The 24,959-nt window shown below is 67.7% G+C and carries 20 protein-coding genes; 13 read left to right on the top strand and 7 right to left on the bottom strand.

Annotated features, from left to right (window positions below):
* Positions 1-8: 8 nt before the first annotated feature.
* The 5 genes from AB9O74_RS01885 to AB9O74_RS01865 all read left to right on the top strand — a co-directional run bounded on the left by AB9O74_RS01885 (position 9) and on the right by AB9O74_RS01865 (position 6,102).
* On the top strand, positions 9-1,184 hold the full coding sequence (locus tag AB9O74_RS01885; RefSeq protein WP_369348194.1) for a phosphoglycerate kinase: 1,176 nt from the start codon (positions 9-11) through the stop codon (positions 1,182-1,184).
* Positions 1,181-1,822, top strand: coding sequence for an HAD hydrolase-like protein (locus AB9O74_RS01880; protein ID WP_369348193.1), 642 nt, complete (start codon positions 1,181-1,183; stop codon positions 1,820-1,822). Before AB9O74_RS01885 ends, AB9O74_RS01880 begins: the two co-directional genes overlap by 4 nt.
* A gap of 213 nt (positions 1,823-2,035) precedes the next feature.
* Positions 2,036-3,502, top strand: coding sequence for a pyruvate kinase (gene pyk / locus AB9O74_RS01875; protein WP_121039358.1), 1,467 nt, complete (start codon positions 2,036-2,038; stop codon positions 3,500-3,502).
* Positions 3,503-3,653: 151 nt separating this feature from the next.
* Positions 3,654-4,658, top strand: a complete 1,005-nt coding sequence (locus AB9O74_RS01870) for a class I fructose-bisphosphate aldolase (protein ID WP_121039354.1) — start codon at positions 3,654-3,656, stop codon at positions 4,656-4,658.
* A gap of 127 nt (positions 4,659-4,785) precedes the next feature.
* Positions 4,786-6,102 carry a M1 family metallopeptidase gene (locus tag AB9O74_RS01865; protein ID WP_369348192.1) on the top strand — a complete coding sequence of 439 codons (1,317 nt, stop codon included), beginning with the start codon at positions 4,786-4,788 and terminating at the stop codon, positions 6,100-6,102.
* Between the two features lie 4 nt (positions 6,103-6,106).
* On the opposite strand, the gene AB9O74_RS01860 is transcribed toward AB9O74_RS01865, so the two are convergent.
* Entirely contained in the window at positions 6,107-6,706 is a 600-nt protein-coding gene (locus AB9O74_RS01860) for an O-acetyl-ADP-ribose deacetylase (protein WP_369348191.1), read from the bottom strand.
* Positions 6,707-6,946: 240 nt separating this feature from the next.
* A complete protein-coding gene (gene cysK, locus AB9O74_RS01855) occupies positions 6,947-7,906 on the bottom strand; it encodes a cysteine synthase A (RefSeq protein WP_019183911.1) in 960 nt (319 codons plus the stop codon).
* 237 nt (positions 7,907-8,143) lie between these two features.
* On the opposite strand from cysK, the gene AB9O74_RS01850 reads away from it, so the two are divergent.
* The 7 genes from AB9O74_RS01850 (at position 8,144) to AB9O74_RS01820 (ending at position 18,856) form a co-directional block, all read left to right on the top strand.
* Entirely contained in the window at positions 8,144-9,127 is a 984-nt protein-coding gene (locus tag AB9O74_RS01850) for a LysR family transcriptional regulator (RefSeq protein ID WP_176988360.1), read from the top strand.
* A 219-nt stretch (positions 9,128-9,346) separates the two neighbouring features.
* Positions 9,347-9,790: a DUF2946 family protein gene (locus AB9O74_RS01845; protein ID WP_369348190.1), complete on the top strand. Its 444-nt coding sequence runs from the start codon at positions 9,347-9,349 to the stop codon at positions 9,788-9,790.
* Between the two features lie 70 nt (positions 9,791-9,860).
* Complete coding sequence (locus AB9O74_RS01840) at positions 9,861-11,918, top strand: TonB-dependent copper receptor (protein ID WP_369348189.1); 2,058 nt, start codon at positions 9,861-9,863, stop codon at positions 11,916-11,918.
* A gap of 248 nt (positions 11,919-12,166) precedes the next feature.
* Entirely contained in the window at positions 12,167-13,255 is a 1,089-nt protein-coding gene (locus AB9O74_RS01835; RefSeq protein ID WP_176988362.1) for an efflux RND transporter periplasmic adaptor subunit, read from the top strand.
* The gene (locus AB9O74_RS01830) at positions 13,252-16,377 is read left to right on the top strand and encodes an efflux RND transporter permease subunit (protein ID WP_176988363.1); all 3,126 of its coding nucleotides are present in this window, start codon (positions 13,252-13,254) and stop codon (positions 16,375-16,377) included. Before AB9O74_RS01835 ends, AB9O74_RS01830 begins: the two co-directional genes overlap by 4 nt.
* A gap of 129 nt (positions 16,378-16,506) precedes the next feature.
* On the top strand, positions 16,507-18,024 hold the full coding sequence (locus tag AB9O74_RS01825) for an alanine/glycine:cation symporter family protein (protein ID WP_369348188.1): 1,518 nt from the start codon (positions 16,507-16,509) through the stop codon (positions 18,022-18,024).
* A gap of 52 nt (positions 18,025-18,076) precedes the next feature.
* Complete coding sequence (locus AB9O74_RS01820) at positions 18,077-18,856, top strand: TrmH family RNA methyltransferase (protein ID WP_346479265.1); 780 nt, start codon at positions 18,077-18,079, stop codon at positions 18,854-18,856.
* 367 nt (positions 18,857-19,223) lie between these two features.
* Here the strand turns inward: AB9O74_RS01820 and AB9O74_RS01815 are convergent, their stop codons facing one another.
* From AB9O74_RS01815 to AB9O74_RS01800, 4 genes are all read right to left on the bottom strand, one after another.
* Positions 19,224-20,645, bottom strand: a complete 1,422-nt coding sequence (locus tag AB9O74_RS01815; protein WP_369348187.1) for a M20/M25/M40 family metallo-hydrolase — start codon at positions 20,643-20,645, stop codon at positions 19,224-19,226.
* 248 nt (positions 20,646-20,893) lie between these two features.
* Positions 20,894-21,307, bottom strand: coding sequence for a large-conductance mechanosensitive channel protein MscL (mscL, locus tag AB9O74_RS01810; protein WP_121039325.1), 414 nt, complete (start codon positions 21,305-21,307; stop codon positions 20,894-20,896).
* Positions 21,308-21,364: 57 nt separating this feature from the next.
* Positions 21,365-22,072: a fumarylacetoacetate hydrolase family protein gene (locus tag AB9O74_RS01805; protein WP_369348186.1), complete on the bottom strand. Its 708-nt coding sequence runs from the start codon at positions 22,070-22,072 to the stop codon at positions 21,365-21,367.
* Positions 22,073-22,180: 108 nt separating this feature from the next.
* Entirely contained in the window at positions 22,181-22,456 is a 276-nt protein-coding gene (locus AB9O74_RS01800; RefSeq protein ID WP_176988368.1) for a hypothetical protein, read from the bottom strand.
* Between the two features lie 179 nt (positions 22,457-22,635).
* Between AB9O74_RS01800 and AB9O74_RS01795 the strand changes: the two genes are divergently transcribed.
* A complete protein-coding gene (locus tag AB9O74_RS01795) occupies positions 22,636-22,983 on the top strand; it encodes a Rieske (2Fe-2S) protein (RefSeq protein ID WP_369348185.1) in 348 nt (115 codons plus the stop codon).
* A gap of 106 nt (positions 22,984-23,089) precedes the next feature.
* Here AB9O74_RS01795 and AB9O74_RS01790 read toward each other — a convergent pair whose 3' ends face one another.
* Positions 23,090-24,937 carry an SLC13 family permease gene (locus tag AB9O74_RS01790; RefSeq protein ID WP_121039313.1) on the bottom strand — a complete coding sequence of 616 codons (1,848 nt, stop codon included), beginning with the start codon at positions 24,935-24,937 and terminating at the stop codon, positions 23,090-23,092.
* Between the last annotated feature and the right edge of the window lie 22 nt (positions 24,938-24,959).

Below are 24,959 nucleotides of genomic sequence, written 5' to 3'. Positions count from 1 at the left end.
AGTTGCTTATGTCCATCGTTCGCATGACCGACCTCGATCTCTCCGGCAAGCGCGTGCTGATCCGCCAGGATCTGAACGTGCCGATCGACAACGGCCAGATCACCTCCGAGCAGCGCATCACCGCGTCGCTGCCGACGCTGAAGCTGGCGCTGGAGAAGGGCGCCGCCGTGATGGTGACCTCGCATCTCGGGCGTCCGAAGGAAGGCGTGTGGAGCGAGGCGGAATCGCTGGCGCCGGTGGCGCTGCGTCTGTCGCAGCTGCTGGGTGTCGAGGTGCCGCTGGTGCGCGATTGGGTCGACGGCGTGGACGTCGCGCCGGGTTCGATCGTGCTGCTGGAAAACTGCCGCATGAATGTCGGCGAAGGCAAGGACGATGAAGCGCTGGCGAAGAAGTACGCCGCGCTCTGCGATGTGTTCGTGATGGATGCCTTCGGCACCGCGCACCGTGCACAGGCCTCCACCCACGGCGTGATCCGCTTCGCCCCGGTGGCTGCCGGTGGCCCGCTGCTGATGGCCGAGCTGGACGCGCTGGCCAAGGCGCTGCTCGCCCCGGCCCAGCCGCTGCTGGCGATCGTGGCCGGCAGCAAGGTCAGCACCAAGCTCGAACTGCTCTCCAGCCTGGTCGGCAAGGTCGACCAGCTGATCGTCGGCGGCGGCATCGCCAACACCTTCATCGCGGCCGCCGGTTACTCGGTCGGCAAGTCGCTGTATGAGCCGGACCTGCTGGACACCGCGAAGAAGATCGTCGCCGATGCCAAGGCGCGCGGCGCCGACATCCCGCTGCCGACCGACGTGGTCGTGGCCAAGCAGTTCCTGCCGGACGCCGAAGCCACGGTGAAGGCCGTCGCCGACGTGGCCGAGGACGACCTGATCCTGGACATCGGCCCGGAAACGGCGCAGCAGTACGCCGGCCTGATCGCCAAGGCCGGCACCGTGGTCTGGAACGGCCCGGTCGGTGTGTTCGAATTCGAGGCCTTCAGCCATGGCACCGAAGCCCTGGCCCGTGCCATCGCCACCTCGCCGGCGTTCTCGATCGCCGGCGGCGGCGATACCCTGGCCGCGGTCGACAAGTACGACATCGCGGGCGAGGTGAGCTACATCTCCACCGGTGGCGGCGCGTTCCTGGAGTTCCTGGAAGGCAAGACCCTGCCGGCCGTCGCCGCGCTGGAGGCTCGCGGCGCGTGAGCCGCGATGTCCTGTTCTTCGATCTCGACGGCACGCTGATCGATTCGGCCGTCGGGATCACCCAGTGCGTGGCGCATGCGCTCACGCAGATGGGCCAGCCGGTCCCGCCGCAGGCCGAACTGCGGCGCTGGATCGGCCCGTCGCTGCGCACCAGCTTCGCGCCGTTGTTCAACGATCCGGCCCAGGTCGAGCAGGCGGTGACGTATTACCGCGAACGCTTCGACGTGGTCGGCTGGCGCGAGCATGAGGTCTACCCGCGGATCGGCCAGGTCGTGCAGGCCTTCAAGGATCGCGGCCATCGGCTGGCGATCGTCACCGCCAAGAACGAGCCGCACGCGCGACGCATCGTCGAGCACCTGCCGTTCGGCGACTGCTTCGAGGACGTGATCGGGGCCACCCCGGATGGCAGCCGCAGCGAGAAGCCGCAGCTGGTCGCCGAGGCGCTGCACCGGCTGTCGTTGACCCCGGGGCAGTGCTGGATGATCGGCGACCGGCGCATGGATATCGAAGGCGCCCGTCATCACGGGCTGCGCAATATCGGCGTGTTGTGGGGCTTCGGCGGTGCCGAAGAGCTCACGGCGGCCGGGGCCGCGCACCTCGCGCAGGCCCCGGACGACCTGCTCACGCTGATCGATTGAGGGCCGCGGCGGCGATCCGTACGCCGCCGCATGTCCCGCGCAAAGGCCCGCCGCGATTGGCGCTGGCCGCCGGGCGGTCAAACGACTGTCCGCCCGGTCGTCTCGGGCTGTCTGCAGGACAACAGCGAAACCCAAGCGTGCCAGCGGTGTAATCGTATTCATGGGACGTGATGGGTGTGCTAATTTCACTCCTTTAACGGGAGCCCATTAACCATGATTGAGCGTCAGCGTCGCACCAAGATCCTTGCCACCCTCGGACCGGCGACCGACCCGCCGGGCGTGCTGGAGGATCTCTTCCGCGCCGGCGTGAACGTGGTTCGCCTCAACTTCAGCCACGGTGACCCGTCCGGCCAGGCCAAGCGCGCCGCCGATGTGCGTGCCGCCGCTGCCCGCGTGGGCGTGGAAGTGGGCATCCTGGCCGATCTGCCGGGCCCGAAGATCCGCATCGAGCGTTTCGCCGAAGGCAAGATCAAGCTCAAGGCGGGTGACCGCTTCGATCTGGTCGCCTCGCCGAACGCACCGGCTGGCGACACCACCCAGGTGGGCGTGAGCTACCTGGGCCTGCCGCAGGACGTGGTGGCCGGTGACATCCTGCTGCTCGACGATGGCCTGATGCAGCTGCAGGTCACCGAAGTGCAGGGCGAGCGCATCATCAACACCGTGCTCAACGACGGTGTGCTGTCGGACCGCAAGGGCCTGAACAAGCAGGGCGGTGGCCTGTCGCTGGGCGCGCTGACCGAGCGCGACAAAGAACTGATCGGCATCGTGGCCAAGATCGGCGTGGACTTCATCGCCGTCTCGTTCTGCCGCAATGCGCAGGACATGAACGACGCGCGCGAGATCGCCGAGTCGCACGGCTGCTACGCCGCGCTGGTCTCCAAGATCGAGCGCACCGAAGCGATCGACAACCTCGAAGAGATCGTCGACGCCAGCGACGTGGTCATGGTCGCGCGTGGTGATCTGGGCGTGGAAATCGGCGATGCCGAACTGCCGGGCCTGCAGAAGAAGATCATCAAGGCCTCGCTGGCGCAGAACAAAGTGGTGATCACCGCTACCCAGATGCTGCAGTCGATGGTCGAAAGCCCGATCCCGACCCGCGCCGAAGTGCTGGACGTGGCCAACTCGGTCATCGACGGTACCGACGCAGTGATGCTGTCGGCCGAAACCGCCGCGGGCATGTACCCGGTCAAGGCGGTCGAAGCGATGGCACGCATCTGCCTCGGTGCCGAACGCCAGTTCCAGACCGAGACCGATTTCGGTGCCTCGCCGCGCAACCTGGAGCGTGCCGACCAGGCGATCGCCATGGCCACCATGTTCCTGTCCCAGCACGTGGGCGTACGCGCGATCGTGGCGATGACCGAATCCGGTGGCACCGCGCGTTACCTGTCGCGCTTCCGCGCCTCGGCGCCTGTGTTCGCGGTGACCCGCCATGACGGCGCCCGCCGCCAGATGGCGCTGATGCGCGATGTGTTCCCGATCAACTTCGACAGCCGCGGCCTGACCCCGCGCGAAGCCGCGCGCGGCAGCATCCGCCTGCTGTTCGAAGCAAACCAGCTGCAGAGCGGCGACCGCGTCGTCTTCACCAGCGGTGAGCACATGGAAACCCATGGCGCCACCAACACGCTGCGCCTGCTGGAAGTGGGCGAAGACGGCCGTGCCAGCGGCCTGGGCGAGCTTTAACCGACCGCCCCGCAACACCCGGACCCGCGTGGCTTCACGGCCGCGCGGGTTCGTCGTTTCAGATGGAATCGTTTCCAGATTCCGTGGACGGCCAGTTCACGGGAGGCGGGGTCTATAATTGGGGTTTTCCCGCACCCGCCACAGGAAGTACATGAGCATCGAACAGCTGGCTGAAACCGCACAGGCCATGGTCGCCCCGGGCAAGGGCATCATCGCGATCGACGAATCCACCGGCACCATCGGCAAGCGCTTCGCCAGCGTCGGCCTGGAGAACACCGAGGAGAACCGTCGCGCCTACCGCGAACTGCTGCTCACCACGCCCAAGCTGAACGAGCACATCTCCGGCGCGATCCTGTACGACGAGACCATCCGCCAGTCCACCAAGGACGGCGTCCCGTTCGCCAAGTACATGGCGGCCCAGGGCATCATTCCGGGCATCAAGGTCGACAAGGGCGCGCATGCCCTGGCCGGCTGCCCGGGCGAGCTGGTCACCGAAGGCCTGGACGGCCTGCGCGAGCGCCTGCAGGAGTACTACAAGCTGGGTGCGCGCTTCGCCAAGTGGCGTGCGGTCATCAACATCGGTGAAAGCATCCCCTCGGGCACCTGCATCGAGTCCAACGCCCACGCGCTGGCCCGTTACGCGGCGCTGTGCCAGGAATGCGGCCTGGTGCCGATGGTCGAGCCGGAAGTGATCATGGACGGCGACCACGACATCGAGACCTGCTACGAAGTCACCGAAGCCACCCTGCGTTCGCTGTTCGATGCGCTGTACCAGCAGAACGTGCTGCTGGAAGGCACCATCCTGAAGGCCTCGATGGTCATCTCCGGCAAGGGCTGCGAAGAGCAGGCCGACGTCGAGGAAGTGGCCGAGTCGACCGTGATGTGCCTCAAGAGCACCGTGCCGGCGATCCTGCCGGGCGTGGTGTTCCTGTCCGGTGGCCAGAGCGATGAGCAGTCCACCGCGCATCTGAACGCCATGAACCAGATGGGCAACCTGCCGTGGCCGCTGAGCTTCTCCTACGGCCGCGCCATGCAGCAGGCCGCGCTGAAGCTGTGGGCCAAGGACACCAAGGCCAACGTTGCCAAGGCGCAGCAGACGATCTTCGATCGCGCCAAGGAAAACGGCCAGGCCGCCCTGGGCAAGTGGAACGGCTGATTCACGCCTGACCGCAGTCAACGAAAACGCCGGCCTCGTGCCGGCGTTTTTGTTTGCGGGAGACAGCGGTGCGCAGACGCACGCGTGCTCTGGCACGATGCGAACCACCTTCGCGTGGATGGATCCCATGTTCGTTCGTCTCTGTATCTCGCTGTGTGGGGTGTCATTGCTGCTGGGAAGCGCAGCGGTGCACGCATCGACGCCGCGTGGCTTCGATGTGCTGCACTACGATGTCGCGCTGGTGCCGGACATCGCCCACAAGCGCGTCACCGGCCAGCAGACGCTGCGGTTCCGGGCCGAGCGGGAGCTGCGCGCAGTGACGCTGGACAGCGGCGCGCTCACCGTGACGGCCGCGATGCAGGGGGATCGCGCGCTGGCCTTCGCGCAGCACGATGCGAAGGTGCAGATCACGCTGGCCGAACCGCTTCAGCCGGGAGACACCGCCAGCGTGACGATCCGCTATCACGGCGAACCGCCGTACGGCCTGGAGTTCGCCCCCGAGCGCGACGAGGTCTACACGATCTTCTCGACCAGTCAGTGGATGCCCTCGGTGGATGCCCCCGACGAGCGCGCCACGCTGGACCTGTCCGTGACCTTGCCGGCGGGCCTGCTGGCTGCGGGCACCGGTCGCGCGCTGCCGCTGCGCACGCTTCCCGATGGACGCATCGAACATCGCTGGCAGCTGGAGACGCCGATGCCGGGGTATGTCTATGGCTTCACGGCGGGGCGCTATCAGGAAGCGACGCAGCAGCATGGCGCCATCGGCTTGCGGTTCCTGTCCAGGGAGCGGTCGCCCGCGCAGCTGCAGCGCGTGTTCACCGCCACCGGCGGGATGCTCGATTTCTTCGCCGACCGCGCGGGCCTGCCGTATCGCGGCGACTATCAGCAGGCGCTGGTGGCCCGCACGATCGGGCAGGAAATGGCCGGGCTGTCGCTGATGTCCGAGCGCTACGGCCAGCAACTGCTGGAGGATCCCGGCCAGACCGCGTTGATGGCGCACGAGGCCGCACATCAGTGGTGGGGCAACCGGGTGACCTGCGCCGGCTGGGAGCACTTCTGGCTCAACGAAGGCATGGCCAACTTCATGACCGCCGCCTACCTCCAGCAGGCGCAGGGAGAGGCGGCCTACCAGGCGCAGGTGACGATCTGGCGCATGCGGTTGGACGCGCTGCGTGCCAAGGGGGCGGATCACGCGCTGGTGTATGCGGACTGGAACGCGCCGACCGGCGATGACCGCGCGGTGGTGTACCAGAAGGGCGCCTACGTGCTGCACCTGCTGCGCGTCGAAATGGGCGAGGCCGCGTTCTGGCGCGGCCTCCGTGATTACACGCGGGCCAACGATGGGCGCTCGGTGGTGACCGTCGATTTCCAGCGTGCGATGGAAGCAGCGGCCGGCCGCTCACTGCAGCCGTTCTTCGCGCAGTGGGTCTATGGCGTGGGCTGACGCGTCAGTGCGCGGCGGCCGGCGGCGATCCCAACGCCAGAGGCGCGAAGATCGCCGAGGTCGACGGTTCGACCGGCTGACCCAGCGCGGCCAGCGCCGACTGGTAGGCCTTGTACGTCGCCGCGTTGTAGGCCACCAGGATGATCCGGCGCGGCTGGCGGTGCGAGCGCTGCCAGGTCAGCGTTTCGGTGGCGGCGATGTGGGCGGCCTGGTGCAGCGGATACCCGAACACCCCGCAGCTGATCGCCGGGAACGCGATCGATTCCAGCTCGAGCTTCTCTGCCAGCTGCAGCGATTTCCAGTAGCAGTTGGCCAGCAGCGCCGGCTCGTCGCGCAGGCCGTCCTGCCAGACCGGGCCGACCGTATGGAACACATGCCTGGCCGGCAGCTCGAACGCGGGCGTCTCGCGCACCTCACCGGTCGGGCAGCGCATGCCGGGGCGGATCTCCGGCAGGGCGCGGCAGGCTTCGAGCAGCTGCGGACCGGCCGCGCGATGGATCGCGCCGTCCACGCCGCCGCCGCCCAGCAGGGATTCGTTGGCCGCATTGACGATCGCATCCACCGCCAGGGTCGTGATGTCGCCCTGCCACACTTCGATCTTCATGCGTACCGCTCCTTACGTACTGATACCGGGTCCATACAACGAAATGACGTGCCTGACCTGCACCGTAACCTGCAGGACATCTAGGCTGCGTCATCGTCGTCTCAGGCAGTGCGACCCGGCGAGCGCTGGCTGACCTTCACACGATGCCGCCGGATCGCTTCACCGCAGATGAAGCGCGCCAGGAAGCAGAACGCCCGCCGGTCAGGGCGGGCGTTCCGTTCATACGGACCAACGCGGGGATCAGGGCAGACCGGCCAGCCAGTCGTCGTCGGAGCCTTCGTTGATGTCGGCGAACAGCGGGGTCGAGAAGTAGCGCTCGCCGGTGTCGGGCAGCATCGCCAGGATCACCGATCCCGGCGCGGCCTTGGCGGCGATGTCCAGCGCGCTGGCGACGGTGGCGCCGGCCGAGATGCCCACGAAGATGCCTTCCTCGGCAGCGAGCCGGCGCGAGGTCTCGATCGCCCGCGCGTCGTCGATGGTCAGCAGCTCATCGTAGACCCCGCGGTTGAGTACTTCCGGCACGAAGTCCGGGGTCCAGCCCTGGATCTTGTGCGGCTTCCACTCATCGCCCTTGAGCAGGGCGGCGCCTTCCGGCTCGGTGGCGACGATGCGGGTCTCGGGCCGGGCGACCTTGAGCACTTCGCCGACGCCGGTCAGGGTGCCGCCGGTGCCCCAGCCGGTCACGAAGTAGTCCAGCCGCTTGCCGGCGAAGTCGCGCAGGATTTCCGGCGCCGTGGTGTTGCGGTGATAGGCGGGGTTGGCCGGGTTGGCGAACTGGCTGGCCAGGAACCAGCCGTGTTCCTCGGCCAGTTCCTTCGCACGGCGGACCATGCCCGAGCCGCGCTCGGCGGCCGGGGTCAGGATCACCTTGGCACCATAGGCGCGCATCAGCTTGCGGCGCTCGATCGAGAAGGTCTCCACCATCGTGGCCACGAACTTGTAGCCGCGCGCGGCCGCCACCATCGCCAGGGCCACGCCGGTGTTGCCGGAGGTCGCCTCCACGATGGTGTCGCCGGGCTTGAGCAGGCCCTTGGCTTCGGCGTCGAGGATGATCGCAAGCGCCAGACGGTCCTTGACCGAGCCACCCGGGTTGAACGACTCGACCTTGGCATAGAGGGTGACGTGCTCGGGGGCGAGGCGGTGCAGGCGCACCACCGGGGTGTTGCCGATGGTGTCCAGGATGGAGTCGTACAGGGCCATGGGGATGCTCCGGAGAAGTCGTTGCCGCCCGGGGGCCGTGCGGCGGGGAAGGGTCGGGCGGGTGGCGGCGGCAGGCGCCTGCTCGCGGCCGGCCCGGGGTCGGTCAGACCGTACCGCTGGCATATGACCGCGCGAAATGACCTGATTACCTTCTTAAACAACGTTTGGTTATAAGCTGGTGACGGCATTTGCCCTACAGTCGGATGGCCCCCTCTCCATGCGCCGTATCGCCCGCCCATGACGCTGACCCAACTTCGCTATCTGGTCGCCATCGCCGACGCCGAGCTCAACATCACGCTGGCGGCGTCCCGCGTGCACGCCACCCAGCCCGGCCTGTCCAAGCAGCTCAAGCAGCTGGAGGATGAACTGGGCTTCCTGCTGTTCGTGCGCAAGGGCCGCAGCCTGGAAGCGGTGACCCCGGCCGGCGTGGAAGTGATCGGCCGCGCCCGCGCCGTCCTCGGCGAAGCCAACAACATCCGCACCTATGCGGCCAACCAGCGGCGCGAAAGCCAGGGCCAGCTGGTGCTGACCACCACGCACACCCAGGCGCGCTTCGTACTGCCGCCGGCGGTGGCGCGGATCAAGCAGGCCTACCCGCAGGTCAGCGTGCATCTGCAGCAGGCCGCCGAAAGCGATGCGCTGGATCTGCTCAGCCAGGGTGATGCGGACATCGCCATCATCAGCACCGCCGGCGGCGAGCCCACGGCTGGCCTGGCCATTCCGCTGTACCGCTGGCGCCGGCTGGTGCTGGTGCCGCGCGGTCACGCGCTGGACCGCCCGGGCGCCGCGCCGGACCTGCAGGCGCTCGCCAGCCATCCGCTGATCAGCTACGAATCCTCCACCCGCGGCAGTTCTTCGCTGCAGCGCGCCTTCGCCAGTGCCGGACTGAGCCCGGACATCGCCTTGACCGCCCTCGATGCGGACCTGATCAAGACCTATGTGCGCACCGGCCTGGGCGTCGGCCTGCTCGCGGAAATGGCGGTCAACGCCAGTGATGAAGACCTGCGCGCGTGGCCGGCCCCGGCGCCGATCGACGAGTGCATCGCCTGGGCGGTGCTGCCCCGTGACCGCGTACTGCGCGATTACGCGCTGGAGCTGGTGCACGTGCTGGCCCCGCAGATCGACACCCGCGACCTGCGCCGCGTGATCGACGGCAACCAGGAGGCCAACTGGCCGCTGCCGCCGACCTGGGAGTCGTTGACGCAGACCATCACCGTCTAACGGGACGCGTCAACGCATTCGCGCTGTCGCTCCCACGCTTTGCTGCGCAAACCGCGGGCCCCTCTTCACCAGCACCCACACCCCGGCCGCTTTGCGGCCGCCCCCTGACTCAGGGGGCTAGTCCCCCAGACGCGTCGATGGCGCCGGTTGAAGCCGCTGCGACGGTTGGTCGCAGGGCTTCGGGCTGCCCTGCCAACGGTCGGGCGCTACCATGACGGGGTGAACGTCCGCCGTCGCCCGTATGCCGTCTTTCTGCAGCTTGCCTTCGTGGCGACGCTGCTGATGGCGCTGGCGCCGCTGGTCAGCCGCTGGCAGCAGGCGCATGCCGAGGCGCCGGTGATGCTGATGCCGGCCGGCATGACCCACGCGCTGCCGGCGCTGCCGGATGCCCACGCCGGGCACGCCATGCCGCAGCACGACGGTCAACATCACGTCATGCAGCACGGCGACATGCAGCACACGCCGATGAGCGAGCACGCCGGGCATGGTGACGCCTGCGAATACTGCATGATGGCCTCGCGCCTGATGCCGTGGCTGGCGGTCCTGATCCTGTTGTTGCCGGCGATGCCGGTCATCGCACCGCGCGTCCTGCGCGCCGTGCCCACGCCCCGCAGCCTGCGCTGGCCGGCCCACGCCGCCCGCGGCCCGCCCGCGATCTCCTGAAACCACCGCCCTTCCTGCCCGTGTCGCCGTGATGGCGACGCGTGCCTGCGTGCTTTTCTGGAGTTCCACCATGAACGTTTCTTCCCGCAGCGCGGGCGCACTGACGCGCCTGTCTGTTTCCCTGTCGCTGGCCCTGGTCGCGTTGCCGCTGCATGCGGCCGCCGACGACGCCCGCACCCTCGATACGCTGGTGGTCACCGCCTCCGCGCCGTCCTCGCCACTGCACTGGGTCACCGATCCGCGCCTGCCGCGCCAGCCGGTCCCGGCCAGCGATGGCGCGGACTATCTGAAGACGGTTCCCGGCTTTTCCGCGATCCGCAATGGCGGCACCAACGGCGATCCGGTGCTGCGCGGCATGTTCGGCTCGCGCCTGAACATCGTCAGCAACGAAGGCAATCTGATCGGTGCGTGCCCCTCGCGGATGGACAACCCGCTGTCCTACATCGCGCCGGAAACCTTCGATCGGCTGACCATCATCAAGGGGCCGCAGAGCGTGCGCTGGGGTGCCGGTGCTTCCGCGGGCACGGTGCGCTTCGAGCGCGATACGCCGCGCTTCGACCAGCCGGGCATGGACATCAACGCCAGCGCGCTGGTCGGCTCGCGCAACCGCAACGACCAGGTGCTCGACCTCACCGCCGGCGCCTCGCCGGGTTATGTACGCGTCAACGGCAACCGCTCCGAATCGGATGATTACAAGGACGGCAACGGCGACGTGGTCCCCTCCAGGTGGCGAAAGTGGAACAGCGACGTGGCCGTCGGCTGGACGCCCGATGCAGACACCGTGCTGGAACTCTCGGCCGGCACCGGCGATGCGATCGCGCGCTATGCCGGTCGCGGCATGGACGGCGCGTCGTTCAAACGCACCAGCTACGCCGCTCGCTTCGAAAAGGACAACCTGCCGGGTGCGTGGGACAAGCTGCAGGCGAACCTGTACTACAACGACGCCGACCACGTGATGGACAATTACACGCTGCGCACGCCGAACCCGGCCAGCAGCATGCCGATGCCGATGGCGTCCAACGTCGATCGCCGCACCACCGGTGGCCGTATCGCCTCGGAATGGCGCTGGCAGGACATCGCCATCGTGGCCGGCGTGGACGCGCAGGACAGCCGTCACCGCAGCCGCAATGGAATGGGGCGCAATGTGTACCGGCAGCAGCCGTGGCGCACGGATGCGCGCTTCGAGAACCTCGGCGCGTTCACCGAGATCACCCTGGGCGAGGGCACCGCACAGCGCTGGGTAGGTGGCCTGCGCATGGACCGTGCCGAGGTGAAGGACGAGCGCGCCACCAGCGGCATGATGGCGATGCCGAATCCCACCGCCGGGCAGACCCGCCGCGAGAACCTGGGCAGCGGCTTCGTCCGCTTCGAGCGTGACGTCGCGCCCGCCCTGACCTGGTACGCGGGTGTCGGCCACAGCGAGCGCATGCCCGACTACTGGGAGCTGTTCTCGCCGGACCTCGGCCCGGCCGGCGCGGTGAATGCGTTCACCGGCGTGCAGCCGGAGCAGACCACCCAGCTCGATCTCGGCCTGCAGTACCGCACCGATCGCCTCAATGCCTGGGTCTCGGCCTATGCCGGGCGCATCCAGAACTACATCCTGTTCACCTACCGCGACGGCGGCATGACGGGCAGCACCAGCCAGGCCAGCAATGTCGATGCGCGCATTGCCGGCGCCGAGGCGGGCGCGGAGTGGCAGTTGGCGCAGCAGTGGAAACTCGGCGGCACGCTGGCTTATGCCTGGGGCGAGAACCGCAGCGACGGCCGCGCGCTGCCGCAGATGCCGCCACTGGAAGCCCGGCTCAGCACGGCGTGGGAAGGCGAGCGCTGGTCCGTCGGTGCGCTGGCGCGTGCGGTCTCCCGCCAGGGGCGGGTCGCGGCGGGGCAGGGCAACGTGGTCGCCCGCGATCTGGGGCCCAGCGCCGGCTTCGCCACGGTGGCCTTGAACGCGAGCTACCGGTTCAACGCGGCGCTGCTGCTCAGTGCCGGTGTCGACAACCTGTTCGATCGCGCCTACAGCGAGCACCTGAACCTCGCCGGCAGCGCCGATTTTGGCTTCCCGGCCGATCCGGTGCGGATCAACGAGCCCGGCCGCACCGCCTGGCTGAAAGTGAACTACCGCTACTGAGTCCGGCTGCCGGGCGGGGCACTCACGCCTCGCCCGGCGTCTCCGGCGCCAGCCACGACAGGGCAGCAGGGTGACGCGCGCTTCGACATGCGCCGATACATGGCGATACACGTTCGCTGCCTCCCAGCACGAAAGGGCTTTCGCCCGTCACCGGCAGATGTGAAGACCCCGGTAAACGCTTGGCACATATGCCCCGGCTCGACCCCTCTATACACTCGGCGGTCGAGAAACAACCGGGATTGCATTACATGTTGGGACGCATCGCAGCGCGCTTCGCCGCTGGCATCGCCTTGGTCGCATTGGCAGGGTGTGGCAGTAAAGACGAGGCCGCTCGCCGGCAGGCAGACGCCGTACCGGTCACCACCCAGGTGGTGCAGACCTCGGCATGGAGCGACACCCTGCAGGCACTGGGCACCGCCAAGGCGCGCGAGTCGGTGACGATCACCGCCAAGGTCAGCGAAATCATCGAGACGGTCCACTTCGAGAGTGGCCAGCAGGTCAGCGCCGGCACGCCCCTGGTGACCCTGCGCGGCCAGGCCCAGGAAGCGGCCCTGCTGCAGGCTCAGGCGACGTTCCTGGAAGCGGACCAGCTGTACAAGCGTCAGCGCGAACTCGCCGCCCAGCAGCTGGTGGCCAGCTCCACCCTGGATACGCAGCGCGCCATCCGCGATGCCGCCGATGCACGCGTGCGTGAAATGCAGTCGGATATCGGTGATCGCCGCGTGCGCGCACCGTTCGCCGGCGTGCTCGGCATCCGCCAGGTCAGTGCCGGTTCGCTGGTCACCCCGAGCACGGCCATCACCACGCTGGACGACATCGAGCGCATGCACGTGGACTTCCAGGTGCCCGAAGCCGAGCTGGCCTCGCTGAGCACCGGCGACAAGGTCAACGCGACCAGCGTGGCCTATCCGGGCCGCAACTTCGAAGGCCAGGTCGCCACCATCGATACCCGGGTCGATCCGGGCACGCGCGCGGTCACCGTGCGCGCCGATTTCATCAACGCCGATCACGCCCTGCGCCCGGGCATGCTGCTGGATGTGCGGATGTTCCGCCCCGAGCGCCAGGCACTGGTGATCCCCGAAATCGCGGTGGTCCAGGTCGGGCGCGATTCCTATGTGTTCCGGGTCGCCAAGGACGACATCGTGGAGCGGGTGGACATCACCGCCGGCGCGCGTCGCAGTGGCGTGGTCGAAATCCGCGACGGCCTCACCGCCGGTGACCGCATCGTGGTGGACGGCACCGGCAAGCTGCGCCCGGGCCTGAAGATCCAGGCCGAGGAGGCTGCACCGCTCAGGCCGGCCGCGCCGACGACGGCCGAACCGGACGCCGCCGGATGAAACTCTCCGACGTCTCCATCCAGCGGCCGGTCTTCGCCGTGGTGATGAGCCTGCTGCTGGTCGTGCTGGGCTTCATGTCGTTCACCCGCCTGACCCTGCGTGAGCTGCCTGCCATCGATCCGCCGATCGTGTCGGTCTCGGTGGATTACACCGGTGCCTCCGCGGCGGTCATCGAGAGCCGCATCACCCAGGTGCTGGAAGATGCCCTGGCCGGCATCGAAGGCATCGACACCATCAACGCGCGCAGTTCCAACGGGCGCTCGCAGGTCAGCATCGAGTTCACCTCCAACCGCGATATCGAAGCGGCCGCCAACGACGTGCGCGATGCGGTCAGCCGCGTCGCCGACCGCATGCCCGAAGAGGCGCGGCCGCCGGAAATCGCCAAGGTCGAGAGCGACGCCGATCCCATCATCTGGCTCAACATGAGCTCGACCTCGATGGACACGCTGGAGCTGAGCGACTACGCCGACCGCTACATCGTCGACCGTTTCTCCAGCCTGGATGGCGTGGCGCAGGTACGCATCGGCGGCCGCCAGCGCTATGCGATGCGGATCTGGCTGGACCGCGACCAGCTCGCCGCACGTGGCCTGACCGTGGGCGACGTGGAAAGCGCGCTGCGCAACGAGAACGTCGAACTGCCGGCCGGCCGGATCGAATCCGCCGACCGCGATTTCACCCTGCGCGTGGAGCGCAACTACGTCAAACCTGAGGACTTCGCCGGGATCCCGCTGGGCAAGGGCGCCGACGGCTACGTGGTGCGCATGGGCGATGTGGCCAAGATCGAACTGGCCTCGTCCGAACGCCGCGCCTACTACCGCAGCAACGGCGAGCCGAACATCGGCCTGGGCATCGTCAAGACCTCCACCGCCAACGCGCTGGATGTCGCCCGCGAAGCGCGCGCCGAAGCCGAGCGGATCAGCAGCACGCTGCCGGAAGGCACGCGCATCTTCGTCGCCTTCGACAACACCACCTTCATCGAAGCCGCCGTCGATCGCGTCTACGCCACGCTGGTGGAGGCGATGCTGCTGGTGCTGGCGGTGATCTGGCTGTTCCTGGGCAGCTTCCGCGCGGCCCTGATTCCCGCAGTGACGGTGCCAGTGTGTCTGATCGCCGCCTTCATCGCGCTGTATGCGTTCGGCTTCTCGATCAACCTGCTGACCCTGCTCGCGCTGGTGCTGTGTATCGGCCTGGTGGTGGATGACGCCATCGTCGTGGTCGAGAACGTGCAGCGCCGCATCGATCTGGGCGAGCCGCCGCTGGTCGCCTCCAAGCGCGGCACCACGCAGGTGGCGTTCGCGGTGATCGCCACCACGGCGGTGCTGGTCGCGGTGTTCCTGCCGGTCGGCTTCCTGGAAGGCAATACCGGTCGGCTGTTCCGCGAGCTGGCCGTGGCATTGGCCGCGGCGGTGGCGCTGTCGGCGTTCGTGTCGCTGACGCTGACCCCGATGATGGCCTCCAAGCTGCTCAAGCCGCATACCGGCCAGGCACCGAAGGGCCTGCACGGGGTGATCAACCGAAATCTGGATCGCCTGTCGGCGGCCTACGGGCGCTTCCTGGAAGCGCACGTGACCCGCACCTGGATCTACATCGTGGTGATGATCCTGTCGCTGCTGGCCAGCGCGCTGCTGCTCAAGGTGCTGCCCTCCGAACTGGCCCCGGCCGAAGATCGCGGCTCGTTCCAGATCATGATCGATGGCCCGGAAGGGGCCGGCTTCGACTACACCGTCGGCCAGGTCCAGCAGGTCGAGAAGATCGTGTCGGGCTTCGTCGGTGAAGACCAGCCGATCGTGCGCGCCAACCCGCGCGTGCCTGGCGGCTTCGGTGCCAGCGAGGAAATGCACACCGGTCGCATCAGCGTGTTCCTGCAGCCGTGGCGCCAGCGCGACGTCTCCACCCCGGATGTGGCATCCGAGCTGCAGACCCACCTCAACGATCTGCGCGGCGTGCGCGTGCGCACCCAGGTCGGTGGCGGCCTGGTCCGCAGCCAGGGCCAGCCGTTCCAGATCGTGCTCGGTGGCCCGGAGTACGAAGAGATCGCACAGTGGCGTGACCGCATGCTGCTGCGCATGGCCGACAACCCCGGCCTGGTCGGCGCGGACTCGGACTACAAGGAAACCCGCCCGCAGATGCGCGTGAACATCGACCGCCAGCGTGCGGCCGATCTGGGCGTGTCGGTCACCGCGATCGGCAGCGCGCTGGAAACCATGATGGGCTCGCGCCGCGTCACCACCTTCGTCGACAACGGCGAGGAGTACGACGTGCTGGTCCAGGCCGGCCGCGAAGGGCGCGCCTCGCCGGCCGATCTGGCCGCGATCCGGGTGCGCGCCAGTGGTGGCGAGCTTGTGCCGCTGTCCAACCTGGTCACGCTCAGCGAAGTGGCCGAAGCCGGCAGCCTCAACCGCTTCAACCGCCTGCGCTCGATCACCATCAACGCCGGCCTGGCCCCGGGCTATCCGCTGGGCGAAGCGATCGCCTGGGCCCAGCAGGTGGCCAGCGAGGAGCTGCCGCAGCACGCGCAGGTCAGCTGGAAGGGCGAATCGCGCGAGTACCAGAACGCCGGCAGCGCCGTGCTGCTGACCTTCGCGATGGCCCTGCTGGTGGTGTTCCTGGTGCTGGCCGCGCAGTTCGAGAGCTTCATCCATCCGCTGGTGATCATGCTCACCGTGCCGCTGGGCGTGCTCGGGGCGCTGCTGGGGCTGTATGTCAGCGGCGGCACGATCAACCTGTTCAGCCAGATCGGCATCGTGATGCTGGTCGGCCTGGCGGCCAAGAACGGCATCCTGATCGTGGAGTTCGCCAACCAGCTGCGCGACGAGGGCCGCAACGTGCACCAGGCCATCGTCGAATCGGCGATGGTGCGCCTGCGCCCGATCCTGATGACCTCCATCGCCACCGTGGTCGGTGCGATCCCGCTGGTGGTGGCCGGGGGTCCCGGCTCGGCCAGCCGCGGCACGATCGGCGTGGTGGTGATCTTCGGCGTGACCGTGTCCACCTTCCTGTCGCTGTTCGTGGTGCCGGCGTTCTACTCGCTGCTGGCGCCGTATACGCGTTCGCCGGAAGCGGTGGCGCGCGAACTGGCCCGCCAGGAAGCCGAAACCCCCTCCGTGGGCGGCCATGCCTGAGCGGAATGGGCGGCATTGTCGCCCATTCATCGAAATTGCCACTACGCAGCCCGGCGCGGATCGTGGAGAATCGACCGGGTCCCAGCCGACGGGGACGTTCCTTTTGTTTCCGCCGACTGGAGAGAGCGCGTGGAAGAAGTAGTCAGTTTCATCAACGGGATCATCTGGAGCAAAGCTCTGATCTTCCTGTGTCTTGCCGCAGGCCTGTACTTCAGCGCCCGTACCCGTTTCATGCAGATCCGCGGTTTCATGGAGATGTGCCGGCTGACCGTGCGCGGTGAGAAATCCGACGCGGGCGTGTCCTCGTTCCAGGCGCTGGCCATGTCCATGGCCGGGCGCATGGGCATCGGCAACATCGCCGGCGTGGCCACCGCCATCGCCTTTGGCGGCCCCGGTGCGATCTTCTGGATGTGGGTGATGGGCTTCCTCGGTGCCTCCACGTCGTACGTGGAATGCACCCTGGCGCAGATCTACAAGACCAAGGATGCCGAAGGCCGCTACCGCGGTGGCCCGGCGTATTACATCGAAAAGGCCATGGGCCTGAAGTGGTATGCCTTGGCCTTCGCCGTGGCGACCATCATCGCTACCGGCTTCCTGATGCCGGGCGTGCAGGCCAATGCGATCGCCGACAGCATCATCAACGCCTGCCGCGGCGGCAGCCTGTGCGGGCCGCTGGATGGCCAGTTCATGGGCCTGGAATCGGTGCAGGCGCTCAAGCTGGGCATCGGCGTCGTGGTCGCGCTGCTGCTGTCCGTGGTGATCTTCGGCGGCGTCAAGCGCATCGCCAACTTCGCCGAGGTGGTGGTGCCCTTCATGGCGGCGGCCTTCATCCTGATGGCGATCGTCATCATGATCATCAACTACGACCGCGTGCCGGACATGTTCCGCACGGTGTTCAGCAGCGCCTTCGGCGCGCATGCGGCCTTCGGCGCGATGATGGGCCTGGCGGTGGAGTGGGGCGTCAAGCGTGGCATCTACGCCAACGAGGCAGGCCAGGGTACCGGCCCGCACGCGGCGGCCGCCTCGGAGGTCTCGCATCCGGCCAAGCAGGGTTACGTGCAGGCCTTCGCGATCTACTTCGACACCATGATGGTGTGCACCGCCACCGCCTTCCTGATCCTGGCCGCGGGCACCTACAACGTGTATTCGCCGGTGCCGGGCGGCGCGCCCGTATTCGCCGGCCTGGCCGGTGTGGCCGAAGGCGCGGGCTATGCGCAGGCCGCAGTGGAAACCGTCATTCCGGGCTTCGGCGCGGCCTTCGTGGCGATCGCGATCTTCTTCTTCGCCTTCACCACGATCATGGCCTATTACTACATGGCCGAAACCAACCTGACCTACGTCAACAACAACGCCAAGCGTCCGCTGACCGTGCTGCTGCTGCGCCTGGGCATCATCGGCATGGTGATCTTCGGTGCGTTCCACAATGCCGGCATGGCGTGGGCGCTGGGCGACATTGGCGTGGGCCTGATGGCCTGGTTGAACATCATCGCGATCCTGATCGTGCAGAAGCCAGCGATGCTGGCCCTGCGCGACTATGAGCGTCAAAAGAAGCTCGGCCTGGATCCGACCTTCGACCCCGATGCCCTGGGCATCAAGAACGCCGATTTCTGGCGTACCCGCAAGCTGGAGCTGTCCCGTAGTGAATGATCCCTGGAAGAATGCGCGCCGTCCGTCCTCGCGGCCGCCGCGCGCCACGCCGCTGCCGCCCCGCGAAGGTGGCACGCCGCCGCCGCCCGGCCGTGGCAACGACGAGCTGCGCCTGTATGGCTGGAATGCCGTGCAGGCCCTGTTCGAGCATCGCCCGCAGGCGCTGCGCAAGCTGTACCTGACCGAGGCGCTGATCCCGCGCATGCAGCCGGTGCTGAAGTGGTGCGTCGCCAACCGCGTCGGTTACCGCGTGGTGGAAGACGGCGATCTGAACAAGCTTGCCGCGACCACGCATCACGAAGGCCTGGTGGCCGACGTGCTGCGCGCGCCGATGCTGGAGCTGGAGGAGTGGCTGGCCACGCTGCCCGCCGACGCGCCGGTGCTGGCGCTGTGGCTGGATGGCGTGGGCAATCCGCACAACTTCGGCGCGATCCTGCGCTCGGCCGCGCATTTCGGTGTGGCCGGGCTGCTGCTGCCGCCGGGCGCGACGTTGGCGTTGTCCGGTGCAGCGGCGCGCGTAGCCGAAGGGGGCGCCGAATCGGTCCCGCTGGTGCGGCTGCCGGCGCTGCCCGAAGCGATGGAGCAGCTGCGTGCCGCCGGCTTGAGCCTGGCCGCCACGCTGGTGGAGGGCGGCGATGATCTGTTCGCCAGCACGCTGCCGGCGCGTCTGGTCTACGTGATGGGCGCCGAAGGCGAAGGCATGGATCGCGAGCTGGCGCAGGCGTGCGACCACCAGGTGTCCATCCCGGGCACGGGTGCGGTGGAAAGCCTCAACGTCGCCTCGGCGACGGCAGTGTTGCTGGCGCAGTGGTTCGGACGCAGTCGCGTCTGACCCGTATGTGCGTTTTCGGGGAGAGCGCGGCGTCATTCGCGCCACCCACGGTGTGATCGGTTTCACCGAAATCGTCGTGACTACATCGCTTTCGGATTAATCGCATAGTGCACGCAGTGAAAACTGCGCACAGTGCCGGGTGGACGCTGTGCTGCGTGGGTGAGGAGAGACACCCCCGCAGCGCGGCGATCCGCTTGTCCGGACCGCGAAGGTCTAGCGGCGCTCACCGCGTGGGGTGTGACGTTATCCCGGTAGCCCGGTCGCAATGCGACCGGGCTTTTTTTTGTACCGACCAACGGTCGGTACCTACCATTTGCCCACGTCAGGTACCTACCATTTGCCAACGTCGGGTACCTGCCTGTTGGGATTACTCGCTCGGCGGCGTGGTCGGCTTGGCTTCGCTGCCGAAGCTGCCCTCGGCCTCGGCGGCGAGATAGGCGAACACGGTATACGCCGCTACGTTCTGCGCCAGGGCGGCGGGGTCGATCTTGTCGAGCGTGTCGTCCGCGGTGTGGTGCAGGTGGAAGTAGTCGCTGCCATCCTGTGCCAGCCACGCCCACGCACCGCCCTTGGCTGCCAGCGGACCCACGTCCGGGCCCGGGCCGCCCTTGTCGGCGGCGTACTCGATGCCGAGCGGCTTGAGCACCTCGGCGATCTGGCGGGTGGCTTCGCGCGAGTTGGCCGGGTTCGGTGAGCCGGTGTTGAAGGCGTAGATGCGGCCCGCGCCGAAATCGCTCTCGGCCGCGAGCTGGTGCAGCACCACATCCTTGGCGTGCGCTTCGGCGTACGCCTTGCCGCCGTACAGGCCCTGCTCCTCGTTGGCGAAGGCGATCACGCGGATGGTGCGCTTCGGCGCCTGCTTGAGCTGGCCGATCAGATGACCGGCGGCCATGGTGATGCCCACGCCGGCGCCGTCATCGACCGCGCCGGTGCCCAAGTCCCAGGAATCGAGATGGCCGCCGATCACCACCACTTCCTTGGGCAGGCTGCGCCCGGTGATCTCGCCGATCACGTTGTACGAGGTCGCCTTGCCGTCCCAGCCGCAATCCAGGCTGAGCTTGAGCGTGGTGCTGCCCAGCGCGACCAGGCGCGCCAGCTGGTTGGCGTCCGGCACCGACAGCGCGGCGGCCGGCACGGGGGTCAGGCCGTCATCGAAGCGGGTGATGCCGGTGTGCGGCACGCGATGCGAGTCGGTACCGGCGGAGCGCATCACGAAGCCGATCGCACCCTTGCGGATCGCCTCGGACGGGCCCTTGCTGCGCACCGCGCCGCCGTTGCCGTAGTCGCGGCCATCGCGGTAGGCGGTCATCTGGTAATCGACGAAGGCGATCTTGCCCTTCAGCGAACCTTCCGGCGCGGCCTGCAGCGCGGCCAGATCGGCGAAACGCACCACCTCGGCCTCGACCGTGCCGCCCGGGCTGCCACCGAGGGCGGTGATGGCCAGCGGCTGGGCATGCTTGCCGATCACCGCGGCATGCTCGCTGCGGCGCTCCCACTTGGGGAAGGTGACCGGCTCGGTCCAGACCTTGTCGAAGCCGAGCGATGTTAACTTGGCGACCGCCCAGGCCACCGCGCGCGCGTCGGCCTCGCTGCCGGCGATGCGCGGGCCGATTTCGGTGGTCAGCGACTCGACCACCTTCCAGCCGGTGTCGTCCTTGAGGGCCTGCTCACGCAGCTCGGCGGCGGTGGCCAGCGACTTCGGCGGCAGCGTGGTGATACCGGTCGCCGCGAACGCGGGCGCGGCCAGCAGGGCGAGGGAAGATGCGATGGCAAGGACGCGGCGACGCATGGACGAACTCCGGAAACGGGGCGGAAGCGTCCGAGCTTACCAGCCTGTCCGGCGCGCACATGGGCGGTAGGTCATGCTCCGGCGAATGCTGTTTTCCAAAAGCGAAACCCCCGCCGGAGCGGGGCTTTCAGGTAGTGCCGGCCGCTGGCCGGCTCTGCGCGATGCAGGATATCCGTGGAGCCGGCCAGCGGCCGGCACTACCGTTTCCGTGCTGCCGGCCAGCGGCCGGCACTACCGGTGTCGCTGCCTCAGTGCTTCAGGTTGTCGCGGATTTCGCGCAGCAGCAGCACTTCTTCGCTCGGCGCCGCCGGGGCGGCCGGCTCGGCCTGCTTCTTGCGGGCCAGGCGGTTGATGAATTTCACGACCATGAAGATCGCAAAGGCCACGATCACGAACTGCACCACGGTGTTGAGGAAGTCGCCGTAGCCGATCACCACCGCCGGAATCTCCTTGCCATCTGCGGCGATCCGGGCCGGGGCCAGGGTCCACGCCAGCTCGGAGAAGTCCACGCGGCCGATCATCCAGCCCAGCGGCGGCATGATGATCTTGTCCACCAGCGCGGTGACGATCTTGCCGAACGCCGCACCGATGACCACACCGACCGCCAGGTCGATGACGTTGCCACGCATGGCGAATTCTTTGAACTCAGTCAGTACACCCATCGGGCTCTCCTGTCGTAGTGGGGAATCAAATGACGCCGCAGCGTAACGCAGGCATTGTCATCCGGCGATGACGCCGTGGCGCTCGGCCACGTTTTCCAGGCGCGCGCTGAAACGGTCGCCCGGCTTCAACGCGGCTACGCCCGACGGGGTGCCCATGAACACCAGATCGCCTGCGCGCAGCGCCCACAGCTTGGACAGCTCGTGCAGGATCTCCGGCACGTTCCAGATCATCTGGTCCAGCAGCGACTGTTGGCGCACTTCGCCATTGATCTCCAGCGACAGGTTCAGCGCGGCCAGGTCACCGACTTCGCCGGCCGGGACCAGCTCACTGACCGGGGCGGACTGATCGAAGCCCTTGGCCGGATCCCATGGGTAGCCCTTGGCCTTGGCCTGGGCCTGCAGGTCGCGGCGGGTCAGGTCCAGGCCGACGCCATAACCGAACACCAGCGCTTCGGCCTGGTCGACCGGCAGCTCGCCGGCGGGCGCGTCCTTGCCGATCGCCACCACCAGCTCCACCTCGTGGTGCAGGTCCTGGGTGGCGAGCGGGTAGGGGATCACATCGTCATGGCCGACCACGATCGCATCGGCCGGCTTGCTGAAGAACATCGGGCGGCCGCGATCATCGGCAGACGGCACCGCTGCACCCATTTCGCGCGCGTGATCGGCGAAGTTGCGGCCGACACAGTAGATGCGACGCACCGGAAACGTACCGCCACCGGCGACCGGAATGCGGGGCTGCTCGGGCGTGGGGATTACATCGGTCATGCGTGCGTCCTGTGGAGAGGTTTCGCCGCAGTCTAGAGCGTTTTTCCGGTCCCACAAACAGAAACGGCCGCGCAGGGCGCGGCCGTCATCAGGAGGGAAGCGCGTCGATCAACGCGACATCGGCAAGGCCTGCTTGCGGACCACGCGGTATTCACCGTCCACGACCTGCGACGGAGCGGTGCGCGCACTCTTGCGCTGGGCGAGCAGCTTCCATGCCAGGCCGGCGATGATCATCGCCGCGCCCACGAACACACCGACGAACACCAGCGCGGCCAGGATCGCCAGGCCCAACAGACCGACCGCGACGCGCACCAGCGGATGGCGCGGCTTGCGCGGCGCGAACAGGGTGCGGAATTGGTTGAACTGGAAGAAGCGGCTGTACATGGCACTCTTTTTGGCTGAGGTCAGCAGTGGACGAGTATCCGTGCTGGCTTTTGTCATTGAGTGAAAAAGTCGTTAAACGTACCGCGCACTCATTGCAAATCAATGACTTGTATTCATCCGGGAGCCAGTGACATGAGCGCGTGAGACACTGTGCCTCCACTGCCCGTTACCTGGATGCCATGTCCGTTCCCGAGACCACCACCACCGCTCTCATCGCCCTGGACGCCTTGGCGGACGGGGGATTTGCCGAAACCGACGTGCGTATCGACGGCGACAGCGAATCGGTGGTGCTGTACCGCGAGGGTGATGAGGTGCGCGCCTGGCTGAACATCTGCCCGCACGCGGGCCGTCGGTTGGACTGGGCGCCGGGGCAGTTCCTGAAAAGCAGGGAAGGACACCTGGTCTGCGCGGCGCATGGCGCCTCGTTCTCGCTGGACAACGGCGACTGCGTGGCCGGCCCGTGCCGCGGTGATCGCCTGCGCACGGTCCCCGTGCAGGTGCGCGACGGCCAGGTCTGGCTGGGGTGACAACGAACGGCGGGTCGCCAACCCACGGGTAGGTAGCGACCGTTGGTCGCTACGCCCCGGTGTCGGTCGCACCCGACGGGTAGTGCCGGCCGCTGGCCGGCAAACCCTAGAACATCAGGTTGATCATCAGCACCACCACCGCCGTATAGATCAACGACAGCGGGGCGCCGACGCGCCACAGCTCGCGCGGGGTGTAGTTGGCCGGGCCGGTGATCATCGAAATCACCGGGTTCGAGGCGGTCATCAGGTTGTTGGACGCCGACAACGCCACGATCAGCGCGAATGCGGTCGGGCTGCCACCCGCCGCCAGCGCCAGGTTCACCGCGATCGGCACCATCACGATCGTCGCGCCCACATGGCTGATCACCAGCGAGAACATCGTGGTCAACAAGGCGAGCGCGATCTCCAGCACCCACACCGGGATGCCGGTCGGCAGGCGGTCGATGGTATGGCCGGCGATCCACGCCGCCGCGCCACTGCTGTCCATCGCCCAGCCGAGCGGAATCAGCCCGGCCATCATGAACACGGTTTTCCAGTTGATCGAGGCGTAGGCCTCGTCCATGCGCAGCACGCCGGTCAGCAGCATGCCGGCCACGCCGGTCATCAGGGTCAGCGCCACCGGCAGCTTGGAGGTCAGCGCGATCAGGATGGTGATGGCGAAGATGCTCATCGCGATCTTGAACTTGTGCGGCCGCTGCTCACCCTTCGGGTAATCGGTGACCACCACGAAGTCGCGGCTCTTGGCCGCCTGCGCCAGATCGGTCCAGATGCTGTGGAAGACCAGCATGTCGCCCGCGCGCAGCGCTACGTTGCGCACGTCTTCGCGGATCACCTGCTTGTCGCGGTTGATCGCCAGCAGGCTGATGCCGCGCTGCTTGCGCAGGCGCAGGTCCGAGGCGCTCTTGCCGATCACATCGGAGGTCGGCGGCACCACCGCTTCGGAAATACCGGCGCGGCTCGGGTTGAACAGATCGCCCAGGTGCTTCAGCCGCGAGGACATCCGCAGGAACTGGTTCTGCGCGAAATCGCTGACCTGCTGGCGCGCGCCCATCACGCCGAGCACGCTGCCGACCCAGATCCGCATTTCGGCCGGCGGTGCCAGGCGGGTGTCGTTCCCGGTCTTGAGCGCCAGCAGCAGCGGCGCGTCATGCACGTTCTCGGCCTCGCCCAGGGTCATGCCGACCAGCGGGCTTTCGGCGGTGACCACCAGCTCGAACACATCGCCTTCGATGCCGTAGGTCTTGGCGAAGTAGCTTTCGGTGCGCGACGGGGTGACGCCGTCGTTGGCCAGCGTCTCTTCCTCGACCAGCTTGCGATCACCGAAGTAGCGGAAATACAGCAGCGAGGCGATCAGCAGGGCCACGCCGATCGGCAGCGGCGCGAACATGCGCAGTGGCTCGATGGTGGCCAGGCCCGAGGGCAGGTTGTTGTTGGCCGAGGCCAGCAGATCGTTGAGCAGGATCAACGGCGAGTTGCCGACCATGGTCAGCGCGCCGCCCATCACGATGGCCGCGGCGATCGGCAGCAGCAGGCGCTGCAGGGTCAGCCCGGTACGCGCGGCCAGGCGCGAAGCGACCGGCAGGTACAGCGCCATCACCGAGGGGTTCTGCATGAACGAGGAGTTCAACCCGGCGATCGCGGTGGTCATCATCAGCAGGCGCGTTTCCACGCCGTGTCCGCGCCGCAGCAGCCATGCCGCCAACCGGTTCAGTGCCCCGGTACGGTCCAGGCCCGCACCGAGGATGGTGGTGGCGATGATGCTCATCACCGCGTTACCGGAGAAGCCGCCGAAGATCTCCTCCGGCGCGATCAGCCCGGTGACGCCGAGTACCACCAGCACCACCAGCGCCACCACGTCGGCGCGGATGCGCTCGAACAGGAACATCGCCATCGTGAAGCCGACCAGCCCGAGGACGAGCTTCATGTCGGTAGTCAGCGTCAGCGCGGTATCCATGGGGTGGCGCGGTTCCTTGAGG

Source organism: Stenotrophomonas sp. JAG2 (assembly GCF_041080745.1).
GTDB classification, from domain to species: domain Bacteria; phylum Pseudomonadota; class Gammaproteobacteria; order Xanthomonadales; family Xanthomonadaceae; genus Stenotrophomonas; species Stenotrophomonas maltophilia_AA.
This window is presented reverse-complemented; position numbering and strand designations above follow the sequence as displayed.

Coding starts and splice junctions, on each gene's coding strand:
- AB9O74_RS01830 (WP_176988363.1), top strand. CDS start 13,252: ATGAAACTCTCCGACGTCTCCATCCAGCGGCCGGTCTTCGCCGTGGTG.
- AB9O74_RS01840 (WP_369348189.1), top strand. CDS start 9,861: ATGAACGTTTCTTCCCGCAGCGCGGGCGCACTGACGCGCCTGTCTGTT.
- mscL (WP_121039325.1), bottom strand. CDS start 21,307: ATGGGTGTACTGACTGAGTTCAAAGAATTCGCCATGCGTGGCAACGTC.
- AB9O74_RS01850 (WP_176988360.1), top strand. CDS start 8,144: ATGACGCTGACCCAACTTCGCTATCTGGTCGCCATCGCCGACGCCGAG.
- AB9O74_RS01805 (WP_369348186.1), bottom strand. CDS start 22,072: ATGACCGATGTAATCCCCACGCCCGAGCAGCCCCGCATTCCGGTCGCC.
- AB9O74_RS01790 (WP_121039313.1), bottom strand. CDS start 24,937: ATGGATACCGCGCTGACGCTGACTACCGACATGAAGCTCGTCCTCGGG.
- cysK (WP_019183911.1), bottom strand. CDS start 7,906: ATGGCCCTGTACGACTCCATCCTGGACACCATCGGCAACACCCCGGTG.
- AB9O74_RS01815 (WP_369348187.1), bottom strand. CDS start 20,645: ATGCGTCGCCGCGTCCTTGCCATCGCATCTTCCCTCGCCCTGCTGGCC.
- pyk (WP_121039358.1), top strand. CDS start 2,036: ATGATTGAGCGTCAGCGTCGCACCAAGATCCTTGCCACCCTCGGACCG.
- AB9O74_RS01795 (WP_369348185.1), top strand. CDS start 22,636: ATGTCCGTTCCCGAGACCACCACCACCGCTCTCATCGCCCTGGACGCC.
- AB9O74_RS01860 (WP_369348191.1), bottom strand. CDS start 6,706: ATGAAGATCGAAGTGTGGCAGGGCGACATCACGACCCTGGCGGTGGAT.
- AB9O74_RS01885 (WP_369348194.1), top strand. CDS start 9: ATGTCCATCGTTCGCATGACCGACCTCGATCTCTCCGGCAAGCGCGTG.
- AB9O74_RS01870 (WP_121039354.1), top strand. CDS start 3,654: ATGAGCATCGAACAGCTGGCTGAAACCGCACAGGCCATGGTCGCCCCG.
- AB9O74_RS01835 (WP_176988362.1), top strand. CDS start 12,167: ATGTTGGGACGCATCGCAGCGCGCTTCGCCGCTGGCATCGCCTTGGTC.
- AB9O74_RS01800 (WP_176988368.1), bottom strand. CDS start 22,456: ATGTACAGCCGCTTCTTCCAGTTCAACCAATTCCGCACCCTGTTCGCG.
- AB9O74_RS01865 (WP_369348192.1), top strand. CDS start 4,786: ATGTTCGTTCGTCTCTGTATCTCGCTGTGTGGGGTGTCATTGCTGCTG.